The following is a 24,702-nucleotide window of genomic DNA, read 5'->3' as shown; positions in this document are numbered from 1 at the left end:
CGCCTCCCGCCCTGTCCTGCGATTCGCCGAACAAAACACGCAGGGCATGTGACAATGTTGTCACATGCCCTGCGTACTTACGAAATCGTTGCTTTGCGGAAAATACAGCGTAAAAACGCTCCCCGCGCCCGGCCTCGATTCTGCCTCGATGCGTATGGACAGCGAATCCGCGGCCTTTTTCGCCAAATACAGCCCCATTCCCGTAGCCGCATGATCCTGATGCGCCGCTGTCGACGTGAATCCTTTCTCGAAGATGCGCGGCATATCCTTCGGATCGATGCCCCGGCCGAAATCCCGGATGCGCAGCCAGGTCTGGCCTTCCTGCGATCCGCTGTCCACGACGATATCGGAAGCCTGGCTGTACTTTACGGCATTGCTCAGCAGCTGCCGGAGGATGAAACCGAGCCATTTGGCGTCCGTCAGCGCCTCCTTAACCGTTAGCGACAAGTCAAAACCGATGCCCTTTTGCAGGCACCAGGCTTGCAGCTCCTTGATCTCCTTGTGCACGACAGGCTCCAGTTCCGTTCGCTCGATATAACGGTCATTTTCGATAAAAGCGATCCGCATCTGATGCAGTTGGCGATCCAGCAGCAGGTGAATACGCAGCCATTCGTACCTCAATTGCGATTTCAGCGTCCCTTCCTCCAGCCGGTCGATCATGAGCCGCATGGCGGTGAGCGGCGTTTTGACTTCATGGATCCAGGACATCAGGTCGTCCTTTTCCTCTTCCAGGCGGGCCACATGTGCCGAAGCTTCCTTCCGGTGCTTGTCCGTCTGCGCGCTTATCATGTCCAGCGTGATCTCTTCAAACGGACTGCCGGGAGGAGCGACCGCGGACAGGTCGTACGTATCGTCCCACGCCGCAAGGCTCTGGTAAAACCTCGTTTCTTTCGAATAACGCAAAATTAGAAAGACGGCAAATAATAGCATCGACAAAAAGACGATATAAAGGATTGGCATCAGCGGGATCGCCCGGTCAATCATCGCGATAAACACCAGCAGCAGCTGTAATCCGAGGATCAGCAAAATCCAGCTCAGCCGTTCCCTTATAAATTTCCATATCATAGCAAAGCCGCCTCTTCCGTGGCCATATACCCTTGTCCCACTTTGGTTTCGATATATGCGCCGAGCCCGATTTCTTCCAGCTTTTTGCGCAGCCGGTTCACGTTGACCGTCAAGGTGTTATCGCTGACGAAGTGCTCGTTGTCCCACAAGCTCCGAATCAGCTCTTCCCGGCTGACGATCTGATTTTTACGTTCGATCAGCATTTTTAAAATGAGCATTTCGTTTTTCGTCAGCTCGATCGTCCCCTGCTCGTTCCGGATCGTATTCCGCACATACTCAACCGCGGCCCCGCGCCACGTCCGTAGCTCCACCCGCTCCGTATTGTAGTCGTATACGCGCCGCAGCGTCGCCTGGATTTTGGCGATCAGCACTTCGAAATGAAACGGCTTTTGGATAAAATCGTCCGCCCCCAGCTGCATGGACATTACCATATCGGTAGGATGGTCGCGCGAGGACAGAAAAATAATCGGTACTTTAGAGTGCGCCCGGATCATCCGGCACCAGTGGAACCCGTCATATTTCGGCAGCTGAATGTCGATCACAACCAGATCGGGACGGATCGCCGTAAACTCCTGCAGCACGTCCCCGAAGTCGCGAACCCCATGCACCCCGTAGGACCACTGCTCCAGCCGCTCTTTGATTTCCCGAAAAAGCGTCCGATCGTCTTCGATTAGCATAATGTTAAACAAGCCTATCACCACATTTGTTCGTTTCGTTTTCCTTTTCAGTTTAATGGAAAACGGACAGCCGCGCTATCCTCCTAACGCTAAATCGCGGTGAGTTCAATCTCGAAGCCCAGATCCTCAATCATGCGGTGATCCAGGGCAACGTCCTGCCCCTCGGTCGTCAAGTAGTCGCCGACGAACAGCGAATTGGCCGCGTACAAGGACAATGGCTGCAGCGAGCGGAGGCTCGTTTCGCGGCCGCCGGCCACGCGGATTTCCTTGGACGGACAAATGAAGCGGAACAGGGCCAGCGTTTTCAGGGCCTTAAGCGCCGCCGTCCGTTCGGCTCGCTCCAGCGGCGTTCCCGGGATGGCGTTGAGGAAATTGATCGGGATCGAATCGGCGTCCAGTTCGCGCAGCGCAAACGCCATCTCCACGATTTCCCGGTCCGTCTCGCCCATCCCGATGATCACGCCGGAACAAGGGGACATACCGTGGGCCTTGGCGATGTTCACCGTTTCGAGGCGCTGATCGTAGGTATGAGTGGTTGTGATGGACGGATAATTCGCCCTGCTCGTATTCAAATTATGGTTATAGCGGTGAACTCCCGCTTCCGACAAACGTTTAGCCTGATCCGCTTTCAGCAGACCGAGGCAGGCGCATATTTTGAGCGGCATGGTCTCCCGGATTTCTTTCACCGCCTCCGCGACCTGCTCCAGTTCCTTGTCCGTCGGCCCTCTGCCGGACGCCACGATGCAGTAGGTTCCGGCTTTGCGCTGCAACGCTTCGCGTGCGCCGGCAAGCAGCGACTCTTTATCCAGCAGCGTGTATTTGGCGACCGGAGCCGCCGAAACGATCGATTGCGAGCAATAGCCGCAGTCCTCCGGGCAAAGTCCGCTTTTGGCGGTAATAATCATGTTCAGCTTCACTTTTTTGCCGAAATAATGCTTTCTGACTTGAAAAGCCGCTTCCATCAGGGGGAGCAGTTCATCATCCTCCGCCTGAAGCACGGCCAGCCCTTCTTCGATCGTGAGGCAATCCCCGTGAAGCGCCTTTAAAACGTAAGTATCCCACGGCCCATTCGTTTTCATCATGTTATCCCATCCCTTCAGAAATTAGCACTATCACTTAATTGTCAACCTAAAATCACTAGATAGGTTAACAATGAGTCCAGTAAATTTTAACAAAAGAAACCGGTTATGCAAAGAACCTTCTGACGTTCATCTTAAATTTTAGATAATTGGTTAACCCCATAAAACAATGATATAATGAATATATCAAAATAACTAAGGAGCAAATAGATGAAAAAAAGTAAACTATTCGAATGGATCCGCAGAGTCATCATGATCATCATTGGGGCAGTGATTACCGGATACGGTCTGGAAGCCGTACTGATCCCCAACGATGTCATTGACGGCGGCGTTACCGGCTTAAGCATCATGGGTTCCGACCTGTTCGGCATTTCTCTCGGTATTTTGCTGTTTATTTTAAATATTCCGTTCGTCTACCTCGGTTACAAACAGGTCGGAAAAACGTTCGCGATTATGAGCAGTGTCGGCATCGTGGCTTTATCGGTTTCCACCGTGCTGATGCATCATATCAAACCGATTTTGGGACCTAAAGATCCTTTGCTTGTCGTCCTGGCTGGGGGGCTGCTGATCGGCGTCGGAATCGGGATCGTGCTCCGCAGCGGGGGCGCCATGGATGGATCGGAAGTGCTCGCGGTGCTGCTTTCCCGCAAAATTCCGTTCTCCGTCGGCGACATTATCCTCGTCATCAACGCCTTTATTTTTACGGGCGCCGGCTTTATTTACGGCCTGGAAAACGCCCTGTACTCGGCGCTAACCTATTATATCGCCAAAAATGTCATCGACATCATTCAGGTCGGTTTGGAGAAATCGAAGTCGGTCAAGGTGATCAGCAGCAAATCGGAAGAACTCGGGGAAGCGATTCAATCCCGTTTGGGCCGAAGCGTTACTTTTACCCCAGGCCGGGGCGGATACTCGAAGGAAGAGACGCAAATCTTGAACTGCGTCATTAACCGCATGGAAGAAACGAAGCTGCTCTCCATCATCAAAGACATCGATCACAGCGCATTTGTCGTCGTATCCGACGTTTCCGAAGTGCGCGGAGGAAACTTCAAAAAACGCGACATCCACTAACATATTTAAATGATATGATAGACGAAGATTATATTTTACATATGCCGATTTAAGGAGATGGATCATATGAAAATGAATCGTTTGGGCGCATCCGATTTGTTCGTCGGCGAAATCGGACTGGGCTGCATGACTTTGGGGACGGACGAAGCCAAAGCCGTCTCGCTTATCCATGAAGCGCTGGAGCTCGGCATCAACTTCCTCGACACCGCCGATCTGTACGATACCGGGCACAATGAAGAGATCGTCGGCAAGGCGATTCGGGGACGGCGGGATCGGGTCGTGTTGGCCACAAAAGTCGGCAACCGGAGAATTCCCGGGCAGGACGGCTGGGGGTGGGACCCTTCCAAAACATATATCCTGTCGGCCGTAAAGGAAAGCTTGCGCAGACTCGGCACGGATTATATCGACTTGTATCAGCTTCACGGAGGAACCATCGAAGATCCGATCGATGAGACAATCGAAGCGTTTGAGCAATTGAAGCGTGAAGGCGTCATCCGGGAATACGGCATCTCCTCCATTCGTCCCAACGTAATCCGGGAATACGCCGCCCGCTCTTCCATCGTCAGCGTCATGAATCAATACAGCATCATAGACCGGCGGGCCGAGGAAACCGTTCTTCCTTTGCTCCAGGAAAAGGGAATCAGCGTTATTGCCCGCGGCCCGCTGGCCAGCGGCAGGCTCGCCGCCGGGAGAGAGCCCGTCAAAGGCGTTCTCGATTATGAGCTGGAAGAGCTGATCTCGCTGCGCAAACAGCTCCAAGAGCTGGAGACCGACGGGCGCAGCCTGACCCAATTGGCGATCCGGTATTCCCTCGCCCACCCGGCGGTGGCCGTCGTCATTCCCGGCGCCAGCTCCAGGGAGCAGTTGCTGCAAAACATCGCCGCCGCTGACGTTCCGGCGCTGTCCGCCGAGGAAGTCCAGCTGATCCGCCGGGTGAGCAAAGCTAACGTGTACGCGCAGCACCGGTAACGGCCGGCGTTGCATGGGCCGTAACGCGCGCCGAGAGAGGAGCGCGTTATCTTACCGAAAGAAGGATTAACTGGTTGAAGTTAATCCTCATGCAAGGCACGGTGATAGGTTGAATTGAGTTAGGTTTGGTTTGGTTTGGTTTTGTTGGACGAGTTGAGTTAGTTAGTTGGGGTGGGTTGAGTTAGTTTGGATAAGTTTGGTTAAGTTGGAGACAGGAGCAGCCTTTCTTTCTGCCCGGGAAACTCCAGCGAAAAAATAAGTACAAAAAATGGCGTTATTCCAGCGATACCGGTCAATTTAAGAGGAATAGAGGCAATTTATGTCGCTATTTTCTCGAATCATATGGGGTTTCCCCGTGTCTGGGCCATTTATAGGAAAATAAGAACAAAAAATGGCGCTAATGAGTGGGAACACGACTTACTCCGGATAATAAGCACATAAATTGCCGCTATTTTGAGAGCCGACGATTCGTTGCCGTTCCAAGCAGCCGGCTTTTTCAAAACGATCACGTGCCAACTCCCCCCATTTGAATTTTTTCAAAGTCCGCCCCGGAATAATTCCCCGGCTAACTTTATAAGCTGCTCCTTGGTTAAAGCGTGCCCGCCGAAAGTGGATAAGAGATAGTAAGCATCCTGCTGTTCGTTATACCATGTAAGGTAATGATAGCTTCTATTCTCTTTTTTCACATGGTTATAAACAAGGTGCCTGCCTTCTACCGAAATAAGCTCTGCCTTGTCTTCCTGCTCCTGCGTAAGCTTTCCGCCGCGAAGCATTACGGCGCTGATTTCAATATGAGCGGTACCTAGTGTATATTTCCCCTGCACAGCACCAGCCTCCGTCCACGGAATCACTTTTGCGGCAACGCCAGTCCCGCTTGATGCTTCGACTTTAGCTTTCAGTTCCTAAAATGCGTCGTAGTCGGTGATCCTGCGCTCCTTATAAGCACTCACCTCCTTGTTTTTCTATGTTTTATAACACATGAAGCAAACAAAAAGTGCCTGCGATCAAAAAAGATTTCGCGGCAATTGGGCATAATAGTCCTGTTTAACCAAAAATAAATTTAAGGAGTTAAAACAATGGGCGTATTGGATGGCAATCCGAAAAATGAACCGATGCATTACGGAGAAATATTTACGATTTGGGAAAGCTCGATGGGAGCGAAAATGATACTGTCGTGTTATCAAGCGTATACTTATCATGCCGGCGATAAGGAGCTGAAAGAATTGCTCGGCGATTTGATCGATCAAGCCAAGCTCGAAATCAAAGAGCTCGACAAACTGCTCAGCGAGGCCGGCATTACGCCGCCTCCCATGCTGCCGGAACGCCCGGAAGCCAAGCTGGAAGATATCCCGGCCGGGGCCCGGTTTGCCGATCCGGAAATCGGCGCAAAGCTCGCCATGGATATCGCGGCAGGATTGGCGGGATGCAGCGCGGCGATGGGCATGTCCATCCGGGAGGACATCGGCGCGTTATTTGCCAAATATCACACCACCAAAACCGGATTCGGCCTGCGGATTCTTCGCTTAAACAAAGAAAAGGGCTGGCTTGTCCCACCGCCGCTGCTCGTTAAAAAGCCCGAATAAAAAAGCAAAGGAGAATAACGATAAAGTTGCCCCCAAAAATCGTTATTCTCCATCCATTCAAACTATAACTTTCTCCACGAAAGGGATGCCCTTCCGGCGGTTCACCGCCATCACGAAATCCGAAGGCAGCTCCGTGCTGCAAAATTCCATGTCCGCTGGCAAAAATTCCGGCTTGCCGGGATCATAAAACTTGCGGGCCGCTTCGGAGCTAAGTATCCTTAACCTGGTTTCTTCCGCCGAGGGAGCGAAGGTTTCCCGAAGCATGCCGGAAATATACTCCGCGCAGGCCAGGTCGTCGTCCCCCGTCGGATGCGAGGCAATGATGTTGACTCCGATGGCGGGATTGGACTTTAGCCAATTCCTTTTAATATATTCGGCGGTTGTCCTGGCGTTTGAAAACCCCGTAACCAAAACGAGCTTGGCATCCAGAGCGTGCAACGCCGCTTTCACGCCATTGGTCGTTTTCTGGACCAAAAACTTCCCTTGAAGGTCGGCCCGCCCTATCCGCGCCGGGGAATTGTCAAGATCAAAACCGTCAATAAGCAGCCCTTTTTCCTCTCCCGCCAGAAGAAGATCCCTCATTTCCTTTTTCAAGCAAAAAGCTTCCTCCAGCGTCGCCGCAAGAAAGATACCTTTAACCCCATGAATGAATGCCAGATGAGCGACCGTAAATGCCCTTATGACGTCAATCACCACGTTGATATCCGAAGCCGCGGGTGTCCGGCCGTCCCCCTGCATAATCTCGATATTCAACATGTTCCTCCCTTCTTCCCGAGCATTATCAGCTTATGCCTAATCCGGCTTATATGGTGCAACGGACATGAAAGTGAATACCTTCCGTGTAAACAACAAATAATGAACTTGTTAATTATGTGTTTACATTTTGCCGATTTGAGGAGCTAATTCACATGGAAAAGACCAAATCACGCAAGCTGAATATTTCGTTCGAAAGCGATATAAGCCTCACTCCAGGCCGCAAATTGAAAGAGATGGAGTCAAACGAGGCGGCAGAAAAGTCCGGCAGCGAATCCAAAGGCCGTATTTGGGAATTTATCGCTATCGCCACCATTCCGATCGTGCAGGTGTTCGGCAATTCGATGCTGGTCCCCGTGCTCCCGGAAATGCAGCGGCAGCTCGGTATCAGCAAATTTCAGAGCAGCCTGGTCATCTCGATTTTTTCTCTGGCCGCCGCACTGTTCATACCAGTGATCGGCTATTTATCCGACCAGTTTGGGCGGAAAATGATCATCATCCCCGCTTTGGTCGTCTACGGCGGAGCGGGCGTACTGGCCGGCTTCGGAGCGATTTGGGACTCCTACGGGGTGATAATTGCCGCCAGAGCGATCCAGGGGATGGCGGCCGCTGGCACCGCTCCCATCGCGATGGCCCTGGTTGGCGACCTTTATAAAGGCGGCACGGAGAGTAAAGCCTTGGGATTGATCGAAGCCTCCAACGGGTCAGGGAAGGTGCTTAGTCCGATTATCGGTTCCCTGCTCGTTTTAATCGCCTGGTATGCTTCTTTTTTCGCGTTCCCCGCGTTTTGCCTTATTTCTTTGCTTGCTGTCTTGTTTTTGATTAAGGAACCCAAACATGAGCAGAAGCAGGAGCTGGGGAAATACATTCACAAAATCGGGGATATTTTCAGCAAAAAAGGCAGTTGGCTGATCACCTGTTTTTTTGCCGGTTCTTTGGGGTTGTTCATTTTGTTCGGCGTGCTGTTTTATTTGTCCAACATATTGGAAGATCCGCCTTACAACATCGACGGAGTCGTCAAAGGCTTGATTTTGGCGATTCCCCTGCTTGGCATGGTCATTACGTCCTATACGACCGGGAGTCTGATCAAGAAAAAAGGCACGCTGATGCGCTGGCTTATAAATATCGGGCTGCTTTTGATGACGCTGGCCCTTGGGGCCACGATTTTTTTCTTCAAAAACATTTACTTATTTATCGGCCTGCTTACGGTCAGCAGCATCGGCACAGGTCTGCTCCTGCCCTGTCTAAACACGATCATTACCGGGGCGGTGCAAAAAAGCGAACGGGGCATGATCACTTCCCTATATAACAGCCTGCGTTTTTTAGGAGTCGCCTTCGGACCGCCGTTATTCGGCTGGATGATGGATCGCTCGGATTATCTGGTGTTTATTTCCGTCTCCGTCTTATCGTTGATTACGCTGGGGCTGGTCTTTTTCCTGATCCGGCCGCCGCGCAAAGTCAGCTGAATCCGCGATTCGCTTTTGCCAAAAGATGGGCACCTGCCGGGGGGCAAACGCATAATATGCCTATGACATTGGATCCAAGATAAGTTTAAAGAAATGAGGAGATTTCAAGATGAATAGTACGTTGCGTACAGTTTGGCCCCCCGAGCTGAACGACCCGAGCGGACTGCGCCATCAAGCCCCTGGCGAGGGCAACCGTCAACCGTTGGAGGCAATGAGCCGCGGCCTCACGATGATCATCGATAAAGGATTGGGCAGAAATGCGTTTGCGGATTTTATCGAACTGGGTTCCCCCTATGTCGATTGCGTTAAATTCGGCTTTGGCACGACCCCGCTGTACAGCACGGAGCTGCTGTTATATAAGATCAACTTGGCCAAACGGCACGGTCTGATGGTAATGCCCGGCGGCACGCTGCTGGAAACGGCCGTACAGCAAGACGTCGTTCCGGCTTTCTTTGACGCGGTCTGCAGCCTCGGTTTCAACGGGATTGAGGTATCCGACGGAACGATCGACCTTCCCCGCAAAAAACGCACCGAACTGATTCAGGAAGGCAAAAAACACGGACTCCGGGTCGTTACGGAATTCGGCAAAAAGTTGACCGGGTCGCTCATCGATGCCACACATCTGGCGGAGACTCAGGAGGCCGACCTGGAGGCCGGCGCCGAATTGATGACCGTAGAAGCCCGCGAATCGGGATGCGGCGTCGGCATTTTCGATGATAACGGCGATTGCCGCATGGACATTGTCGACAATATCCTCGAATTTGTGCCCGATTCCCGCAGGCTGATGTGGGAGGCCCCGCTGAAGCATCAACAAGTGCTGCTGCTGCGGAAATTCGGGTCGGATGTGCACCTGGGGAATATTCCTCCGGCCGATATTTTGTCGCTCGAGACAATGCGCCGGGGGCTGCGCCAGGATACCTTCGAATTTGGCGTTAAGCAAACGGGGGCGAAGGAATTTTTTTACGTGATCTAAATAATCGCGCAATATAATACAGCCTTGGCCCGATGGTTGACGATCGGCCAAGGCTGTTCTCCTAAAAATCGGCTATCTTTTTAATTGCTGAACTGGTCGTTTCCGCTGGCAAGCTCGCCTTGTCATGGTAGAGCATCCAGAGAACGAGGATCACACTGGCCAGCGCCACCTGCGACAACAGCATAAATCCAATCGAATACTGTCCGGTTACGGAATGGATGTAAGACAATAGCAGCGGCGGGAAAAATCCGCCAAGTCCGCCCATCATCGAGACGATCCCGTTGACGATGCCGGCCTGCTTGTTGAAATATTGCGGCACCAGCTTAAAGATCACCCCATTCCCGCACCCCGCGGCGATCGCGATAACGAGGCAACCGACCGTATATAAGGTAAACGTCGGCGAGAAGGCCAACACGATCGCGGCCAGCGTAAAGGCCGAAAAGACGCCGACCAGCAGATACAGCGCGTTAAAGCGGTCCGCCAGCCAACCGCCAACCGGGCGCATGAACGTAGCAAGCGCGATGAAGCCGGCCGTCCGCATCCCTGCGTCAACTTTGTCCAGGCCAAAGTTCGTGACGAGGAAATTGGGCAAATACACGGTAAAAGCGACAAACGAGCCAAACGTAATAAAATAGAGCAACGAAAACAGCCACAGCTTTTCGTTTTTGTAGACGCCTTTGATTTGTTCCATCATTGACGTTTTCACTTTGACTTCCTTGCGGTCGCCTAAGAGAAAATTCAAAGCCGCAAATACCAGCAGCAAGATCAGATACAGCTTCACGGTCATCGTCCAGCCGATTTGCGTAGCGATAACGGGCGCCGAAAATGAGGTGACGGCCGTCCCCAAATTCCCTAATCCGTATACGCCGTTCACCAGGCCATGGCGTTCTTTAGGGTAGTATTTCGGAATCGACGTGACGCCGACGGAAAACACGGCGCCGCCGATCCCGAGGAACAATCCGCCAATGATCAGATCCACGTATGACTTCGCTTCGCTGATGTAGTACACCGGAAACAGCAATAAAATGAAGCTGATCAAAAAGACGATCCGGGCCCCAAAGATGTTCGTGTAATAACCGATGGGTATACGAAGTACCGAACCGAGCACGACCGGAATGGCCGTGATGATCGCCACCTTGTCCGGCGGGATGTTGATGTCTTCGCCCATAAACGACACGAGCGAAGAGATGATCACCCATACGGCAAAACCGACGATGAGATTTAACGTTTGCAGTGGTAATTGAACTTTTCTTATCACATAGATCACCTTTCCCATATTACTGAATGAACCATAATCAGATTCCCCACCCGTATCTTAGCGTATATGTTCCCTACGCCTGAATAGGGATTTCCCCCGATCCGCCCAAGAAACTCCCTTATGTAACCATTTCGACACGAAAAAGCCCATAATCATCAATTGATGGTTATGGGCTGCTCATTGATATATAGGGACTATTCAACAATTAAGTTATACATTTCCCTATACAACTGCTCTTGTTCGGCTTTGCGCATGACCTTCTCGGTCATCGGAAACAGCACCGTTTCTTCCTTGACGAAATGGACGGTCAAGATTTCAAAGGCCTCGCCCGCATCCCGCGAAAGAGCCTTCATTTGCTCAAGCGTGAACTCACCGTCGGAATAATGAAGGAAATGATCGATGTAGGCAAAGACTTCTTCATGCTCATTTTCGATCGAAACGATCGGACCTTGCTCATATCCAATATGTTGCCCCAACCTTGGAAAAAAATAGGCCTCTTCCTTCTGAAAATGTTTGCGCAGAGGCGCTTTGAAATCGTTCAGCAGCTTGCGTAAACGGACTAACTCACCCTTGGCTTGCTCAGGCGTATACCGGTCATTCTGGAGCCCCAATACGATCGCGTGCCACTCGTTCATCAGATGCGCCAAATAGCGGTGCTCGTTTTCCAGGATGCGCATGGCGGGCGCTTCGTTTTGCAACGTTCCTTGTTCCATGAAATCCAGCCTCCGTTAAAATTCCAGGAGCTTTTTTTTGAGCGCGTATTCCACCAGCTCCGGTCTTGTTTTCAGATTCAGCTTTTCCATCATTTTCGCTTTGTGGGCTTCCACGGTTTTGACGGAGATATGCAGCATTTCGGCGATCTCCTTATTCCCGTACCCTTTGGCGACGAGCGGCAAAATTTCGATTTCGCGGGTCGATAGCAATTGGTAAGGACTGGCCTCATCTAGCTGTTGATTATGGGCGATGAACTCCCGGACAAGGGAGGTGGCAAGTTTGGGATGGATATAAACGCCGCCCTGATACACCATACGAATAGCGGTGACGAGCTGCTCGTCCGGCGAATTTTTCAGCACATAGCCGCGCGCGCCGTTCTTAAGCACATGGAATAAATATTCCTCGTCGTCATGCATCGTCAGAATGATGATCTTGGTTTCGGGAAAATCCTCGTTGATCTTGGCCGTGGCGATCAGGCCGCTTTCCCCGGGAGGCATGCTGAGGTCCATCAGCAGAATGTCGGGCCGGTGCTTGGCGACCATTTTGTACGCTTCCAGGCCATCCGCCGCCGTAGCCACGACTTCCATATCCTCTTGAAAATTGATGATCATCGCAAACCCGCTTCTGACAACGGCATGATCATCCGCAATTAACACTTTCACTGCGCAATCCTCCCCGTCCTTGATGTATTCTCTCCGCTTAACCTTTGCTTAAGCGCCTTACCGGGCTTCTCCGAGCGGAACCCTAAGTTGAACCGTTGTTCCTTTGCCCGGCTTCGACTCGACGGAAAGCTCACCGCCCACGAGCTCCGTCCGCTCCTTCATTCCGTATAAACCAAGCCCGGTCCCTTTCGGATCGCGCGTATTGACGTTAAATCCATGGCCTTGGTCGGCAACGACCAGCTCCAGGGTATGCTCCGACGCAAACAGCCGGACGTCGATCTCGTCGACATCGGCATATTTCAAGGCGTTTAACACCGATTCCTGGCAAACCCGGTAAACGACCGTTTCGATTTCGCTGTTAAAGCGCCGGCCGCCCAGTTCCGCGTTAAAATGAACCAACACGCCGTAATTTTTCTCAATCCATTTAAAGTGCGAACGAAAGGCGGCGTCCAGTCCGAGATCGTCCAGCGAGGCCGGCCGCAGCTCCACCGACAGGTTGCGGATTTGTTCCAGCAGCCTGGTCAAGGAAGCCTCGGTTTGCCGTATTTTCTGCAGGGCCTCATCCTGCACCTTGAAATATTTCAATACCCGCAGGTCGACCAGCGAGCTGATTAGCTCCTGAGCTACGCTGTCGTGCAGCTCGCGGGAAATCCGCTTGCGTTCGTCCTCCTGCGCTTTAATAATGCTTTTCGTCATCTTGTTGCGGTTGAGCGTCTGCTGCGTCATCCATTGATTCGTCAGATTGCGCAGCATCAACACCCGAATTCCCGATTCCGCATCAACGGTTTGAAAGCTGGCGGAGTATGGGACAACCTCTTTATTTTTGGTCTCCAAAAACAGCTGGAACGAGCTGAAATCCTTCTGTGTATCGGCGAGATAACAATTCAGGCACGACATCAGCTCATCTTCGCTCGTATAGCCCGCGCACGTGAAGCAAAACGAGTTGCTGTCCGGCTCGGCCGGCTGCTCCAGCACCCGGGGATCCAAGATGGCCTCGGCCTGCGGATTCATCGCTATCACCCGGTGCTGCTTATCGAAGAATACAATCGCATCCGAGCTGTGTTCATACAGGCTCATGAGCAATTCGAACGGAATATTCGCAGGCGGCCGGATCACTGGGGTGTCAACTCCTTTACATCAAATTCGCCAAACTTGCCGTGCAGCGCTTCATGCAAATGCCGAAACGCCTCGTCCGTCATGCGCCGCTCCCCGCGGTAGCCAACGAGCAGCACGCCTTCCACGCGATCCGCCAAATACAAAGGAATCGCCGCCAGGCTGGTCAGCCGCTCCGAAACGACGATCGGATAATTGAACAGATCCGGCGGATTCAATTCCTTGGCAACATTGGAAACGAGCATGGGACTGCCGGTCTTGAAGACGATGCCGGCAATCCCTTTTCCCGATTGAAGGACGATGCGTTTATAGCGGTTGTTTAAATTACCCGATACATATTTCCAGGTGAGGACGAAATCGTTCACGGCCGATTCGGCGAAGGCGAGCGATACGAAATCGTAGCCCATTTGCTTTTTCAAGCGATCTATTATTGCCTGGTACTGACTGGAGGAAGAATTCATATCCACGGCTCCCTAATTCTATTCCAACGATCCAGCTTAATGCTGACGATGCTTCCTATAAAGGATATAGCTTCTCCGGACATAATTCAAGGGTACGCTCCAGACGTGAACCAAACGGGTAAACGGCCATAGGGCAAAGATCAGGAAGCCCGCCAAAATGTGGATCTGAAACGAAAGCGGGACATCCACCATGTAGGAAGCCTCCGGCCGGAAGATCACCAGGTTGCGGAACCAGATCGAAATCGTGTCCCGGTAATCGAACTCCGGCTGAACTTTGTTCGTTACCAGGGTGGAGAACATGCCCATAAATACGATAAACAACAGCAGCAAGTTTACGATCATATCCGAAGTCGAGCTTAAGCGGCGTACCGTTTTGGTCGTTAGGCGGCGCGCCGTCAAGAGCAGCATTCCCGCCAACGTGAAGACGCCGAAGAGCCCGCCGACATACATCGCGCCCATATGGTACAAATGATCGTTCACCCCGATGGCGTTCATCCACGATTTCGGAATGCCCAGACCGGCGATATGGCCCATGATGACCGGAATAATGCCGACATGAAACAGCAGGCTGCCGATCATCAGCTGTTTTTTCTCGATGAATTCGCTGGATTTGGCCGTCCAGTTAAACTGATCGTAGCGGTAGCGGAAAATATGCCCCACCACAAACGTCGCCATGCAAAGATACGGGAAAATGACCCAGATAAACTGATTAATCAGATTCATGTGCTATCACCTCCTGCTGCAGAAGGCACAGCTTAAATGTTTCTCTCAGCGCCTTGATGAGATGATAATAGGGACTCTTATGCTTTTCCAACGATTTCATCAATTGATACGTTCCGTCCTCCAGCACCGTGATGACCGTATGCATGCCCACCTCGCCTCGCGGATGGTCCAGCCAATCGGCCGCGTACAGAAACTCCAGCATCAGCGGCAAATAATCCGGCAATTCCCGGTCTGCCATTTCCAGCCCAAACATTTCATAAATCGTTTTGAGCGTGGTCAACATCTGCCCGCGTTCTTTGGAATCCTCGTATTTGGAAAAGGTCATATACAGCGTTGAGGTTTTCTCGAAATCAAAAGTCCCCACGTAACGCTCCTCGATCTCGTCCATGCTGAGCTGAAGCAGCTCTTCCCGGTATTTCATCACCGGTTCCATGATAGAAGGCGGCAAAACCTCATCCCCGCTCTCGAGGATCTGCGAGAAGGTTTGTTTGTCGGGATAGGCCAACTGTCCGGCAAAAAAGCCAAACAGCTCTCTATGCTCCTGCAATTTTGCCAGATCAATCACGCCAGATCCCCCCGTAAAAGTTTTGTTCGTACAGCTCCCTGCCGCTTTTTCCGGAGTTCGCCGGAACGGCCGGACCGCAGCCGTCGCAATTCATGCCGAAACCTTCCGAGCCCTGGGCGCGGTACGGGTCCATGTAACCTTCCTTATGTGAGGTCGGAATGACGAAGCGGTCCTCGTATTTGGCGATCGCCAGCAGCCGGTACATCTCTTCGATCTGCCGGGCGGTGAGTCCGACCCGGGCCAGGCGGCTTTCGTCAAACGGCTGCTTCGAGAACTGCGCCCGCTGATACGAGCGCATCATTGCCATACGCTGCAAGGCGATTTTGACCGTGGCCGTATCCCCGGCAGTCAACAGATTGGCCAGATATTGCACCGGTGTTCTCATCTCTTCGATCGCCGGGAAAATCAGGTCCGGATTCTGGATCGAATCTTTGCCCTCGAAATGGCTCATGATCGGGCTAAGCGGTGGCACGTACCAGACCATCGGCAAGGTACGGTATTCCGGATGGAGCGGAAACGCCAGCTTGTATTCGATCGCCAGCTTATAAACCGGCGACTGCTGCGCGGCTTCGATCCATTCTTCGGACAAGCCGTCTTTACGGGCTTGCTTGATCACTTCCGGATCATGCGGATCAAGGAACAGCCCGAGCTGCGCCTCGTACAAATCCTGCTCATTTGCCGTGGAGGCCGCTTCCTGCACGCGGTCCGCATCGTACAGCAGCACGCCCAGGTAGCGGATGCGTCCGCTGCACGTTTCCGAGCAAACCGTCGGCAAGCCCGCTTCGATTCTCGGGAAACAGAAGGTGCATTTTTCCGCCTTGTTTGTTTTCCAGTTGAAGTAGACCTTCTTGTAAGGACAGCCGGTCATACAGTAACGCCAACCCCGGCAGGCCTCCTGGTCGACGAGGACGATACCGTCCTCATCGCGTTTATAGATAGCTCCCGACGGGCAGGACGCCACACAGCTCGGGTTCAGGCAGTGCTCGCACAGCCGCGGCAGATACATCATAAACGATTGCTCGAAGTTGAATTTGATCTCCTCTTCGATCTTTTCGATGTTGGGGTCTCGCGGACCGGTAATATGTCCGCCGGCCAGATCGTCTTCCCAGTTTGGCCCCCAGTTCGGCTCCATCGTCTCGCCGGTGAGGACGGATTTCGGACGCGCTGTGGGCTGATGCTTTTTCTCTCCGGAATTCGTCAGCTTCTCGTAATCGTATGTCCACGGCTCATAGTAATCTTTCATTTCCGGCATATCCGGGTTGTAGAAAATTTTGCCCAGGGCGATTTTGGACAGCTTGCTGCCGGACTTCAGCTCCAACTTGCCTTTACGCAGCGTCCAGCCGCCCTTGTAATGCTCCTGGTCCTCCCAGCGCTTCGGATAACCGATGCCCGGCTTCGTCTCCACGTTGTTGAACCACACATATTCGGCGCCTTCACGGTTCGTCCAGGTGCTTTTGCAGGTAACGCTGCACGTATGGCAGCCGATACATTTGTCCAGGTTCAGCACCATGGCAATTTGCGCTTTAATCTTCAAGCCAGTCGACCTCCTTCAGTTTGCGCACGGCAACGTACACATCCCGCTGGTTGCCGATCGGTCCGTAATAGTTGAAGCCGTAGCTGAGCTGAGCATAACCTCCGACAAGCTGCGTCGGCTTCAAATGAATGCGCGTAGGCGCGTTGTGGCTGCCGCCCCGCTCCTTGGTGATTTCCGAGCCCGGCACGTTGATGTGTTTATCCTGGGCATGGTACATGAACATCGCGCCTTTCGGCATGCGATGGCTGACCACCGCTCTCGCCGTCACGACGCCGTTACGGTTGTATATCTCCAGCCAATCGTTATCGTTAATTTGATGCTGCTCGGCATCCTCCCGGCTGATCCATACGGTTGGACCGCCGCGGAACAAAGTCAACATGTGCAAATTATCCTGATAGGTGCTGTGGATGTTCCATTTGCCGTGCGGCGTCATGTACCGCAGCACCAGGGTGTCTTTGCCTCCGGCGATCTGCTTGTCGCGGGGGCCGAACACCATCGGCGGCAGCGTTGGCTTGTAAACCGGCAGCGCTTCGCCGAATTGCAGGAAAATCTCGTGATCCAGATAAAAATGCTGGCGTCCGGTCAACGTACGGAACGGCACGAGGCGTTCGATATTGGTCGTAAACGGCGAATACCGCCGCCCCGATTTATTGGAGCCAGTGAACACCGGCGTTGGGATAACCTCGCGCGGCTGGGCGGTAATGTTCGCGAAGGTGATCCGTTCGGCGGCGCGGTCGGCGGAAATATCCTTAAGCTCTACACCGTGTTCCTGTTCGGCGGATTCCCAAGCCCGCTGCGAAACTTTCCCGTTGGTGGCCGAGGACAGATGCAGCACGGCATTGGCCGCATGTCTCGCCGTATGCAGCTTCGGCCGGCCGTTTTTGATCGTCTCGTCGAAATAAGTGCCATTGATAGACTTAAGTTCTTCGTACTCTTCCTTTACCGGGAAGGATACTCCGTGCGCGCCAACCTTGCCGGTTTCCAGATTCGGCCCAAGCGTTACGTACTTATCGTAAATTTTCGTATAATCGCGTTCGACCACGGCGAAGCTTGGCATCGTTTTGCCAAGGACAGGCGCAGTTTCTCCGCGCTTCCAGTCCTTCACCTCGCCGTATGGCTGGGCGATTTCACTCATCGAATCATGGCCGAGCGGTGAGGACACGAGGTCTTTATACACCCCGGGCAGATGCTCTTTGGCCATCTCCGACACCACGCCGGCCAGCGTGCGGTAAATATCCCAGTCGGAGCGCGATTCCCACAGCGGATCGATGGCCGGATTAAACGGATGCACGAACGGGTGCATGTCGGTCGAGGAAATGTCGACCTTCTCGTACCACGTCGCCGCCGGCAATACGATATCCGCGTACATCGGCGTCGCGGTCATGCGGAAGTCAAGGGACACAAGCAGGTCCAGCTTGCCTTCCACCTCGTCGCGCCAGACGATTTCTTCCGGCTTCTCCTCCTCGTTTGGCGTTGACAACAGCCCGTTATGCGTCCCCAGCAAATGTTTCATGAAAAATTCCTGGCCTTTGGCCGAGCTGGAAATGAGATTGGAGCGCCATACGAACAGGGAACGCGGGAAGTTCTCCGGCGCATCCGGGTCTTCTACCGCAAACTTCGTTTCGCCCGAGACGATCTGCTCATAAGCATGCTTAATGATGTCGGCGTTATCCGTTTGGCCTTTGGCGGCCGCTTCCGCGGCAAACGCCAGACTGCTTTTGTTGAACTGCGGGTACGACGGCAGCCAGCCGAGCCGGGCAGCCAGCACGTTGTAATCCGCCGGATGGCGGTACGGAATGTCCCCGCCCGTCGGCGATTTAAGCGAGTCGGCGCTCATCTCCTCGTATTTCCATTGGTCGGTGGCGAAATAGAAAAACGAGGTCGCGTTTTGCAACCGCGGCGGAGCTTGCCAGTCGCGGGCAAAAGCGATCGATGACCATCCCTCAATCGGCCGGCATTTCTCCTGGCCGACGTAGTGCGCCCAGCCGCCGCCGTTAACGCCCTGCGAAGCCGTCAGCATCACCAGATTTAGAATGGAGCGGTAAATCGTATCGCTGTTAAACCAGTGATTGATGCCCGCGCCCATGATGATCATCGAGCGGCCGCCGGTATCCAGCGCGTTTTGCGCAAACTCACGGGCGATTTGCACGATGAGCGAGGCTTTGACGCCGGTGACTTTTTCCTGCCAGGCCGGGGAGTAATGCGAGCTTGCATCATCGTATCCGCCAGCCGTATGCGCGGCGCCCTGCCGGTTTACACCGTATTGGCTGAGCATCAGGTCGTAAACGGTTGCGGCAAGCCGGGTCGATCCGTCGGCCAGGGTAACCGTTTTGGCCGGAATCGAGCGGGTAAACGTGCCGTTGCCGGCGGCATCGAAATAAGGGAACACGATTTCCGTCCACTCCGCGCCGTGATCCTCAACCGAAAGCGCCGGTTTGATGACCGTGCCGTCCTCGCGTTCGAGAATCAGGTTCCACTTCACGTCTTTTTCCCAACGCTGCCCCATCGTTCCGTTCGGAACGGTCAGTTCGCCGGCGGCCTCGTCGAAGATGACGGGCTTCCACTCGGCGTGTTCCGCCTGTTGTCCGAGATCGCTTGCCCGCAAAAAACGGCCGGCTTTGTATTTGCCTTCATGCGAATCAAGCAAAATCAGAAACGGCATATCCGTGTACTGCTTGGCATAGTTCAGGAACATCGGCTCCTGCCGCTGTACGTAAAACTCGTCCAAAATGACATGCGTCATCGCCTGCGCGACCGCCGCGTCGGTTCCCGGATGGGGAGCCAGCCAGTTGTCGGCAAACTTGACGTTTTCCGCATGGTCCGGTGCCACGGACACCACTTTGGTCCCTTTATAACGAACCTCTGTCATAAAATGGGCGTCCGGCGTCCGCGTCAGCGGCACATTGGAGCCCCACATGATGAGGTAACCGGCATTGTACCAATCGGATGATTCCGGCACATCGGTTTGCTCGCCCCAAATTTGCGGCGAAGCCGGCGGCAAATCGGCGTACCAGTCATAGAAGCTGAGCATTTCGCCGCCCAACAAGGAAATAAACCGCGCACCCGAAGCGTAGCTGATCATCGACATGGCCGGAATCGGCGTAAAGCCGGCGATCCGGTCGGGTCCATATTTTTTAATGGTATAAATGAGCTGCGCGCCTATAAGACGGGTAGCTTCCTCCCAGGTCACGCGCACATGGCCGCCTTTGCCGCGGGCCTGTTTATAGGACTTGGCGGCTTCCGGATTTTCCACGATGCTGGCCCATGCCTCCACCGGGTTGTCGTTGTGCTGCGCCAGCGCCTCTCTCCACAGCCGCAGCAAGCGGCCGCGCATATAAGGATATTTCACGCGCAGCGGGCTGTATTCGTACCACGAGAACGAAGCGCCCCGCGGGCAACCGCGCGGTTCGAACTCCGGCATGTCCGGCCCGCAGGACGGGTAATCGATTTGCTGGTTTTCCCAAGTGATGATGCCGTTTTTCACGAACACCTTCCAACTGCAGGAGCCGGTGCAGTTCACGCCATGCGTCGTCCGCACCACTTTGTCATGCGACCAGCGGCCGCGGTACATGTTCTCCCATTCCCTGCTTTTCTCTTCAACTTTCGACCAGTTTCCCGAAATAGATTCCGCCTTCTTGAAGAAGGTAAGTCCTGATCTTCTTTTCATAGGAAGTATTCACACTCCTTCATCACGAATGAATGCATTTGATCGGGGAATCCAATGGAATTCATTCTGCTCTCTCCATTATCTAGCGGCGCACCTCCATTTTCCCATCAGGGAAATCCCTTAGTATGGAGGTGAAAACCCTAAAAAGAAAACGCCTGACGGCGTCCTTTAATGGCTCTGACTGGCTCTGACTTCTACTCGTCCAGGCCGATTTGAGGTAAATAAGGGTATTTGTGACCGTTACATTTTCTGCCATGCCCGAAAAGTTAAAACTCAACTTTCGCAGAGCAAAAATCAGCTTGAGCCCTTGAACTGAAGATTTTCAAAGAATTAAGATAGGCGGCTGGCAAAATAGAAAAACACCGCTTCGTTTGGTAAAGTCAAGTCCAAAACCGATCGTGGCAAGAAACGCGGAAGGGCGTTGGAAGCTTGAGGACAGAGAAGACCGGTGGGTTGGGCGGCAGATCAACACTCACTGTCCGGACGCTTTGCACGATTATCCCGTTTGATCAGGTAGCAGAGAAACAGACAAGCTCGGGAGAAGAAGATATTTGGTGGAGAAGCAGATCGGTTCGAGATAATTTAGACGGGCTTAGGAGAAGGAATCAGGTTTAGGGGAGGTGAAACAGACCGGACTAGAGATCAAGACAGTAGATCAAGACAGTAGATCAAGACAGTAGATCAAGACAGTAGATCAAGGACAAGACGCGAGGGAAACGAAAAGACCGTGATTTTGCTGTAGCCTGAACCCTTCCATTTGCAGCAACGCCCCGACTGTTCATACTAACCCCTACCCATTAAGTTGATCTGCGTCAAAATTCCCCACCGTTCCAGCGCCTCGATCAGGCCGCAGCCGCAAGGGGCTGGTTCGGTTGGCGTGCGATCAGCTGGCGATAAGGGATCGCCGGAATCGCCACACACATGCGCAGCAATTTCTGCCGCATCGTTTCTTCCGCTCCGGGCAGGTGCAGACGGCGGCGTACGGTGTACTCGTTCAGGTACGCCTGCAGATGCTTCAGTCCCAAGGCTATATACGTACTCTTCAGCGATTCCCACGCCTCTCTCACCACTTTCCGTAAGGGCGCATACAGCCGAAAGGCTAGGGGGAACGACTCTACCGCCGATGTACGGACATCCACATGCCCGTTGATGAACGCGGCGAGTTCGTGACGGTTTGCCCTTTTCCCGTCTCCTCTCTTATGCGGCACCAGGCGGATTTTGACCTGCTCCGGCTCGCCCGATTCCGTTACCGTGCATCCCGCTACGACTGCCGAGGCATACGGATGCGGAAACTGACACCGGGACGGATTACGCCCATACAGATCGCTGTTCACCTTCACGTCTCCGCAGAGCAACTCCCGGGCATCGAATTCCCCGACGGCATGGCGTATTTTGTGTAGCATCAACCAGGCGGTTTTGTAGGTGACCCGGATTACCTGGCTCAGCCGCATCGCCGAGATGCCGTCAGGGAGTAGGAACAACTCCAGCGCTTTAAACCACTTGAGCAGGGGCAGATGCGTTCGTTCAAAAATCGTGCCGACCAAAGCCGACGTTTGATGCTTGCACTTTCCGCACTCGAACAAGAGGATATGCCGGGAAGTCAGACGACTGCACCGGGTGTGAGCGCAGCGCGGGCAGACAAAGCCGTTCGGCCACTTCATCGCGATCAGCGCCTCCATGCAGGCCTGCTCGCTGTTATAACGGCTGCTGAATGATTGAAGTTCCGTTCCCGCATTGCCCTCCATGTTCGCTCGCCCCCGAATCAAGAAATTACAAACGTGTGTTCGATTTATTTTATTATACCAAACATACGTTCCCTTATCAAGCCGAAAATCTCACCTGAACCGCCTCATTTTTCCCCCTCTCTTTTTCTTCTCTCTTTTTTTGGAACCCTTGCCTAGCCCTCACCCCCTGCTTCCTTAACGAAAGGGATAATCGTGCAAAGGCAAGCAGCAGGCAGGGATACCAAGACACGAACCCTTTAGCCCCCCTCCCTCACCTGGCGTCGATTTGTGCCACTGCTCGAAACGGCTAAGGTGCAAAAGGTAGATGCGCTGGCCTTGGCGGATCGTGACGCCCTCTTCATCGTTGACGCTTCCATGCTTCCATGTTTAAGCAGAATCGTAGCAAAGCGGTCGAGTTGCTTGCCCGATTTTGGAAAGACACTGTCCGCCTATGTTTCAGCGTCAACTCCGGCAACGGATTGCTGCTTTACCCAGCTAAATCAAGACTTGTCTGCCGATTTTTATTGCATCGGGTGAATAGCAGGGATGATGTAAATCACTTTACTTTAAATAAATAAGGACGTTCTAAGCGCCTATTTCTCTCATTCCCCGTTCGCACAGAAATAGAGCACTTTTTGTCCTTATACGCTTTTGAACCATTGAACCAGAAATTGCAAACGTATGCAGTAATGATAAACGAGGCGAATGGGCAAATTGGTCATCGTACAAATCAAAACAAAAAGGGAGTTTGCTTAACATGAAAAATATCTCCAAAATCATCATTCTGTGCTTGGCCGTTCTTGTTTCCGGATGCGGAACCAACATGAAGACGCAAAACGGCAGTGTACCGCAAACGCAAAACGTTGCCCCAAAAACACAGACTGTTCGGCAGCTTAAAGAAAATAAAGGCTCCTATAAGGTATTGAATACCAATTTGGATCAAACCTACTACAAAGATGCCATCGGAAAAACAGGTACAGAACTAAAGCGGGAGCTTCATCAAATCATCAGCAAACAAGATAAATTAAGCTACGGAGAAATTTGGAAAGCGTTAGGCGATACGGATCAGGATCCAAACCATCCCGATAACGTAATTCTTCTTTATGAGGGGCGATCGGTCCCCAAAACGAAGCACGAAGGCAGCGGCGGCAACTGGAACCGCGAACATGTTTGGGCTAAATCCCATGGTGATTTCGGCACAAGAGTTGGACCCGGAACGGATTTGCATAACCTTAAGCCGGAGGATAAGGACGTCAACAGCGCAAGAGGTAATTTGGATTTCGACATCACCGAAGCGGCAAACACCAAATATCTAAAAGCTCCGGACACCTACTGGGATAACGATTCCTGGGAACCTAGGGATGAAGTAAAAGGAGATATCGCCCGAATCATCCTGTACATGGATGCTAGGTACGAAGGTAACGGTGAAATCGATCTGGATGCGGTAGATCAAGTCACAAACCGCAGAGCCCCCAAGCATGGCAAATTATCCACGCTTTTAAAATGGCATCGAGAAGACCCGGTCGATGATTTCGAGAAAAGACGGAATCAAGTCATTTATGAAAAATACCAGCACAACCGCAACCCGTTTATCGACCATCCGGAATGGGTAGATCAAATATGGGGGCAGCAAGCGCGGTAGATGTCCCCCGCCGTTAGGAACGGGACACCACCAACCCGAGCGGTTCCCTACCGGTCGAACGCCAAACCGGATGCCTTCATCATACCAGCAGGTTCTTCTCATACAGCTCGTCAAAAATGATCCGGCTGATCAGCGACGCCCGGTCCAGGTCGGCATAACTGAGCCAGGCCAACTCCGCGATTTCGGAAGCGGGCGCAAGCTCCCCGGAGTAATCGGCCGTATAACACGTCATTTTGACGAGCACCCCTTCCGGCTTGCCGTCGGCCTGGGCTTCAAACGCACCATAATACGCGATCGTCTCCGGTTTGATGCGAACGGACAGCTCCTCGCCGATTTCGCGCTGCAGTGTTTCGGCGTCGGTTTCACCGGGCTCCCGCTTGCCTCCGGGAAAATAGAAAAGTTCCTTCCCCTTGGAACGGACGCCCAAAATCCGCTGATCCTTAATACAAATCCAGGCGATTTTATCGATATGCTCCGGCATGTTATTTCCTCCTCGTTCTCTAGGTCCTCAGTTCAACGCTTCCTGCTTAGCCTTCTTGGCGCGGGCCGCCTGTTCGGACCGATGGCGCTCGCCCATTTTATACACAAAAATCCCGCCGACAATGACCAATACGCCAATCAGCTGCTTCGGGGTAAACGGAACCTTCTGCAGCCCGAGCCAGCCCATGGAATCGAACAATAAAGCAAATCCCAGCTCAGAGGTCATGACGATTGCCACGGCATATGTCGGCCCCAAACGTTTAACTCCCTGCACCATGCAGGTGACGACACCTACGCCGATCAAGCCGCTGAAATAAAACCACGGCTGCATATCGTGCAGCGCGAACATATTTTTCCCTTCGAACAAAAATCCGATCACAAAAGAAGCGGCGAACCCGAGGCCAAGCACCAACGTGGTGGTCGTCCAGGTGCCCGTATGCTCATTGACTTTGTTGTTAAAAATATTTTGCATGCCGACCAGCGCCCCCGCGATCAGCGCCAACAAGATCCCTAAAACCATGGT

23 protein-coding genes are annotated in these 24,702 nt (G+C 52.9%); 6 read left to right on the top strand and 17 right to left on the bottom strand.

Annotated features, from left to right (window positions below):
* Positions 1–60: 60 nt before the first annotated feature.
* The 3 genes from EHV15_RS24110 to bioB form a co-directional block, all read right to left on the bottom strand.
* Entirely contained in the window at positions 61–1,065 is a 1,005-nt protein-coding gene (locus tag EHV15_RS24110; RefSeq protein ID WP_128633463.1) for a sensor histidine kinase, read from the bottom strand.
* Positions 1,062–1,754, bottom strand: coding sequence for a response regulator transcription factor (locus tag EHV15_RS24105; protein ID WP_128633462.1), 693 nt, complete (start codon positions 1,752–1,754; stop codon positions 1,062–1,064). The genes EHV15_RS24110 and EHV15_RS24105 overlap by 4 nt, the downstream gene beginning before the upstream one ends.
* Positions 1,755–1,831: 77 nt before the next feature.
* Entirely contained in the window at positions 1,832–2,824 is a 993-nt protein-coding gene (bioB, locus tag EHV15_RS24100) for a biotin synthase BioB (protein WP_128633461.1), read from the bottom strand.
* Between the two features lie 207 nt (positions 2,825–3,031).
* Between bioB and EHV15_RS24095 the strand changes: the two genes are divergently transcribed.
* Positions 3,032–3,892 carry a YitT family protein gene (locus EHV15_RS24095; protein ID WP_128633460.1) on the top strand — a complete coding sequence of 287 codons (861 nt, stop codon included), beginning with the start codon at positions 3,032–3,034 and terminating at the stop codon, positions 3,890–3,892.
* 66 nt (positions 3,893–3,958) lie between these two features.
* Positions 3,959–4,861 (top strand): aldo/keto reductase, encoded by a 903-nt coding sequence (locus EHV15_RS24090; RefSeq protein WP_128633459.1) that lies wholly within the window; start codon positions 3,959–3,961, stop codon positions 4,859–4,861.
* Between the two features lie 536 nt (positions 4,862–5,397).
* On the opposite strand, the gene EHV15_RS24085 is transcribed toward EHV15_RS24090, so the two are convergent.
* Entirely contained in the window at positions 5,398–5,685 is a 288-nt protein-coding gene (locus tag EHV15_RS24085) for a hypothetical protein (RefSeq protein ID WP_128633458.1), read from the bottom strand.
* 252 nt (positions 5,686–5,937) lie between these two features.
* On the opposite strand from EHV15_RS24085, the gene EHV15_RS24080 reads away from it, so the two are divergent.
* Positions 5,938–6,444, top strand: a complete 507-nt coding sequence (locus EHV15_RS24080; protein WP_128633457.1) for a DUF3231 family protein — start codon at positions 5,938–5,940, stop codon at positions 6,442–6,444.
* A gap of 57 nt (positions 6,445–6,501) precedes the next feature.
* Here the strand turns inward: EHV15_RS24080 and EHV15_RS24075 are convergent, their stop codons facing one another.
* Complete coding sequence (locus EHV15_RS24075) at positions 6,502–7,197, bottom strand: 2-phosphosulfolactate phosphatase (protein WP_128635506.1); 696 nt, start codon at positions 7,195–7,197, stop codon at positions 6,502–6,504.
* Positions 7,198–7,352: 155 nt separating this feature from the next.
* Between EHV15_RS24075 and EHV15_RS24070 the strand changes: the two genes are divergently transcribed.
* Complete coding sequence (locus tag EHV15_RS24070; protein WP_128633456.1) at positions 7,353–8,663, top strand: MFS transporter; 1,311 nt, start codon at positions 7,353–7,355, stop codon at positions 8,661–8,663.
* A gap of 109 nt (positions 8,664–8,772) precedes the next feature.
* Positions 8,773–9,636, top strand: coding sequence for a phosphosulfolactate synthase (gene comA, locus EHV15_RS24065; RefSeq protein WP_128633455.1), 864 nt, complete (start codon positions 8,773–8,775; stop codon positions 9,634–9,636).
* A gap of 61 nt (positions 9,637–9,697) precedes the next feature.
* Here the strand turns inward: comA and EHV15_RS24060 are convergent, their stop codons facing one another.
* The 10 genes from EHV15_RS24060 to EHV15_RS24015 all read right to left on the bottom strand — a co-directional run bounded on the left by EHV15_RS24060 (position 9,698) and on the right by EHV15_RS24015 (position 22,078).
* A complete protein-coding gene (locus EHV15_RS24060; protein WP_128633454.1) occupies positions 9,698–10,894 on the bottom strand; it encodes a nitrate/nitrite transporter in 1,197 nt (398 codons plus the stop codon).
* Between the two features lie 194 nt (positions 10,895–11,088).
* On the bottom strand, positions 11,089–11,607 hold the full coding sequence (locus EHV15_RS24055) for a hemerythrin domain-containing protein (RefSeq protein WP_128633453.1): 519 nt from the start codon (positions 11,605–11,607) through the stop codon (positions 11,089–11,091).
* A gap of 15 nt (positions 11,608–11,622) precedes the next feature.
* On the bottom strand, positions 11,623–12,270 hold the full coding sequence (locus EHV15_RS24050; RefSeq protein WP_128633452.1) for a response regulator: 648 nt from the start codon (positions 12,268–12,270) through the stop codon (positions 11,623–11,625).
* A 57-nt stretch (positions 12,271–12,327) separates the two neighbouring features.
* A complete protein-coding gene (locus tag EHV15_RS24045) occupies positions 12,328–13,347 on the bottom strand; it encodes a sensor histidine kinase (RefSeq protein WP_128635505.1) in 1,020 nt (339 codons plus the stop codon).
* 35 nt (positions 13,348–13,382) lie between these two features.
* Positions 13,383–13,844, bottom strand: a complete 462-nt coding sequence (locus EHV15_RS24040; RefSeq protein WP_128633451.1) for a GAF domain-containing protein — start codon at positions 13,842–13,844, stop codon at positions 13,383–13,385.
* 36 nt (positions 13,845–13,880) lie between these two features.
* Positions 13,881–14,567 carry a respiratory nitrate reductase subunit gamma gene (narI, locus tag EHV15_RS24035; RefSeq protein WP_128633450.1) on the bottom strand — a complete coding sequence of 229 codons (687 nt, stop codon included), beginning with the start codon at positions 14,565–14,567 and terminating at the stop codon, positions 13,881–13,883.
* Positions 14,554–15,132, bottom strand: a complete 579-nt coding sequence (narJ, locus tag EHV15_RS24030) for a nitrate reductase molybdenum cofactor assembly chaperone (protein ID WP_128633449.1) — start codon at positions 15,130–15,132, stop codon at positions 14,554–14,556. Before narJ ends, narI begins: the two co-directional genes overlap by 14 nt.
* Entirely contained in the window at positions 15,125–16,666 is a 1,542-nt protein-coding gene (gene narH / locus EHV15_RS24025; RefSeq protein WP_128633448.1) for a nitrate reductase subunit beta, read from the bottom strand. The genes narJ and narH overlap by 8 nt, the downstream gene beginning before the upstream one ends.
* Positions 16,656–20,333 (bottom strand): nitrate reductase subunit alpha, encoded by a 3,678-nt coding sequence (locus EHV15_RS24020; protein WP_128633447.1) that lies wholly within the window; start codon positions 20,331–20,333, stop codon positions 16,656–16,658. Before EHV15_RS24020 ends, narH begins: the two co-directional genes overlap by 11 nt.
* Before the next feature lie 842 nt (positions 20,334–21,175).
* The gene (locus EHV15_RS24015) at positions 21,176–22,078 is read right to left on the bottom strand and encodes a transposase (RefSeq protein ID WP_128633446.1); all 903 of its coding nucleotides are present in this window, start codon (positions 22,076–22,078) and stop codon (positions 21,176–21,178) included.
* 736 nt (positions 22,079–22,814) lie between these two features.
* Between EHV15_RS24015 and EHV15_RS24010 the strand changes: the two genes are divergently transcribed.
* The gene (locus tag EHV15_RS24010; protein WP_128633445.1) at positions 22,815–23,699 is read left to right on the top strand and encodes an endonuclease I family protein; all 885 of its coding nucleotides are present in this window, start codon (positions 22,815–22,817) and stop codon (positions 23,697–23,699) included.
* 79 nt (positions 23,700–23,778) lie between these two features.
* On the opposite strand, the gene EHV15_RS24005 is transcribed toward EHV15_RS24010, so the two are convergent.
* Together EHV15_RS24005 and EHV15_RS24000 are read right to left on the bottom strand one after the other, a co-directional pair.
* Entirely contained in the window at positions 23,779–24,180 is a 402-nt protein-coding gene (locus tag EHV15_RS24005; protein ID WP_128633444.1) for an NUDIX hydrolase, read from the bottom strand.
* A gap of 27 nt (positions 24,181–24,207) precedes the next feature.
* Positions 24,208–24,699 (bottom strand): DMT family transporter, encoded by a 492-nt coding sequence (locus tag EHV15_RS24000; protein WP_128633443.1) that lies wholly within the window; start codon positions 24,697–24,699, stop codon positions 24,208–24,210.
* Positions 24,700–24,702 lie beyond the last annotated feature (3 nt).

The sequence above is a fragment of the Paenibacillus oralis genome (assembly GCF_003863965.1).
GTDB lineage: Bacteria > Bacillota > Bacilli > Paenibacillales > Paenibacillaceae > Fontibacillus > Fontibacillus oralis.
Note: the sequence above shows the minus strand (reverse complement) of the source record. Positions and strands in the feature narration are given on the sequence as shown.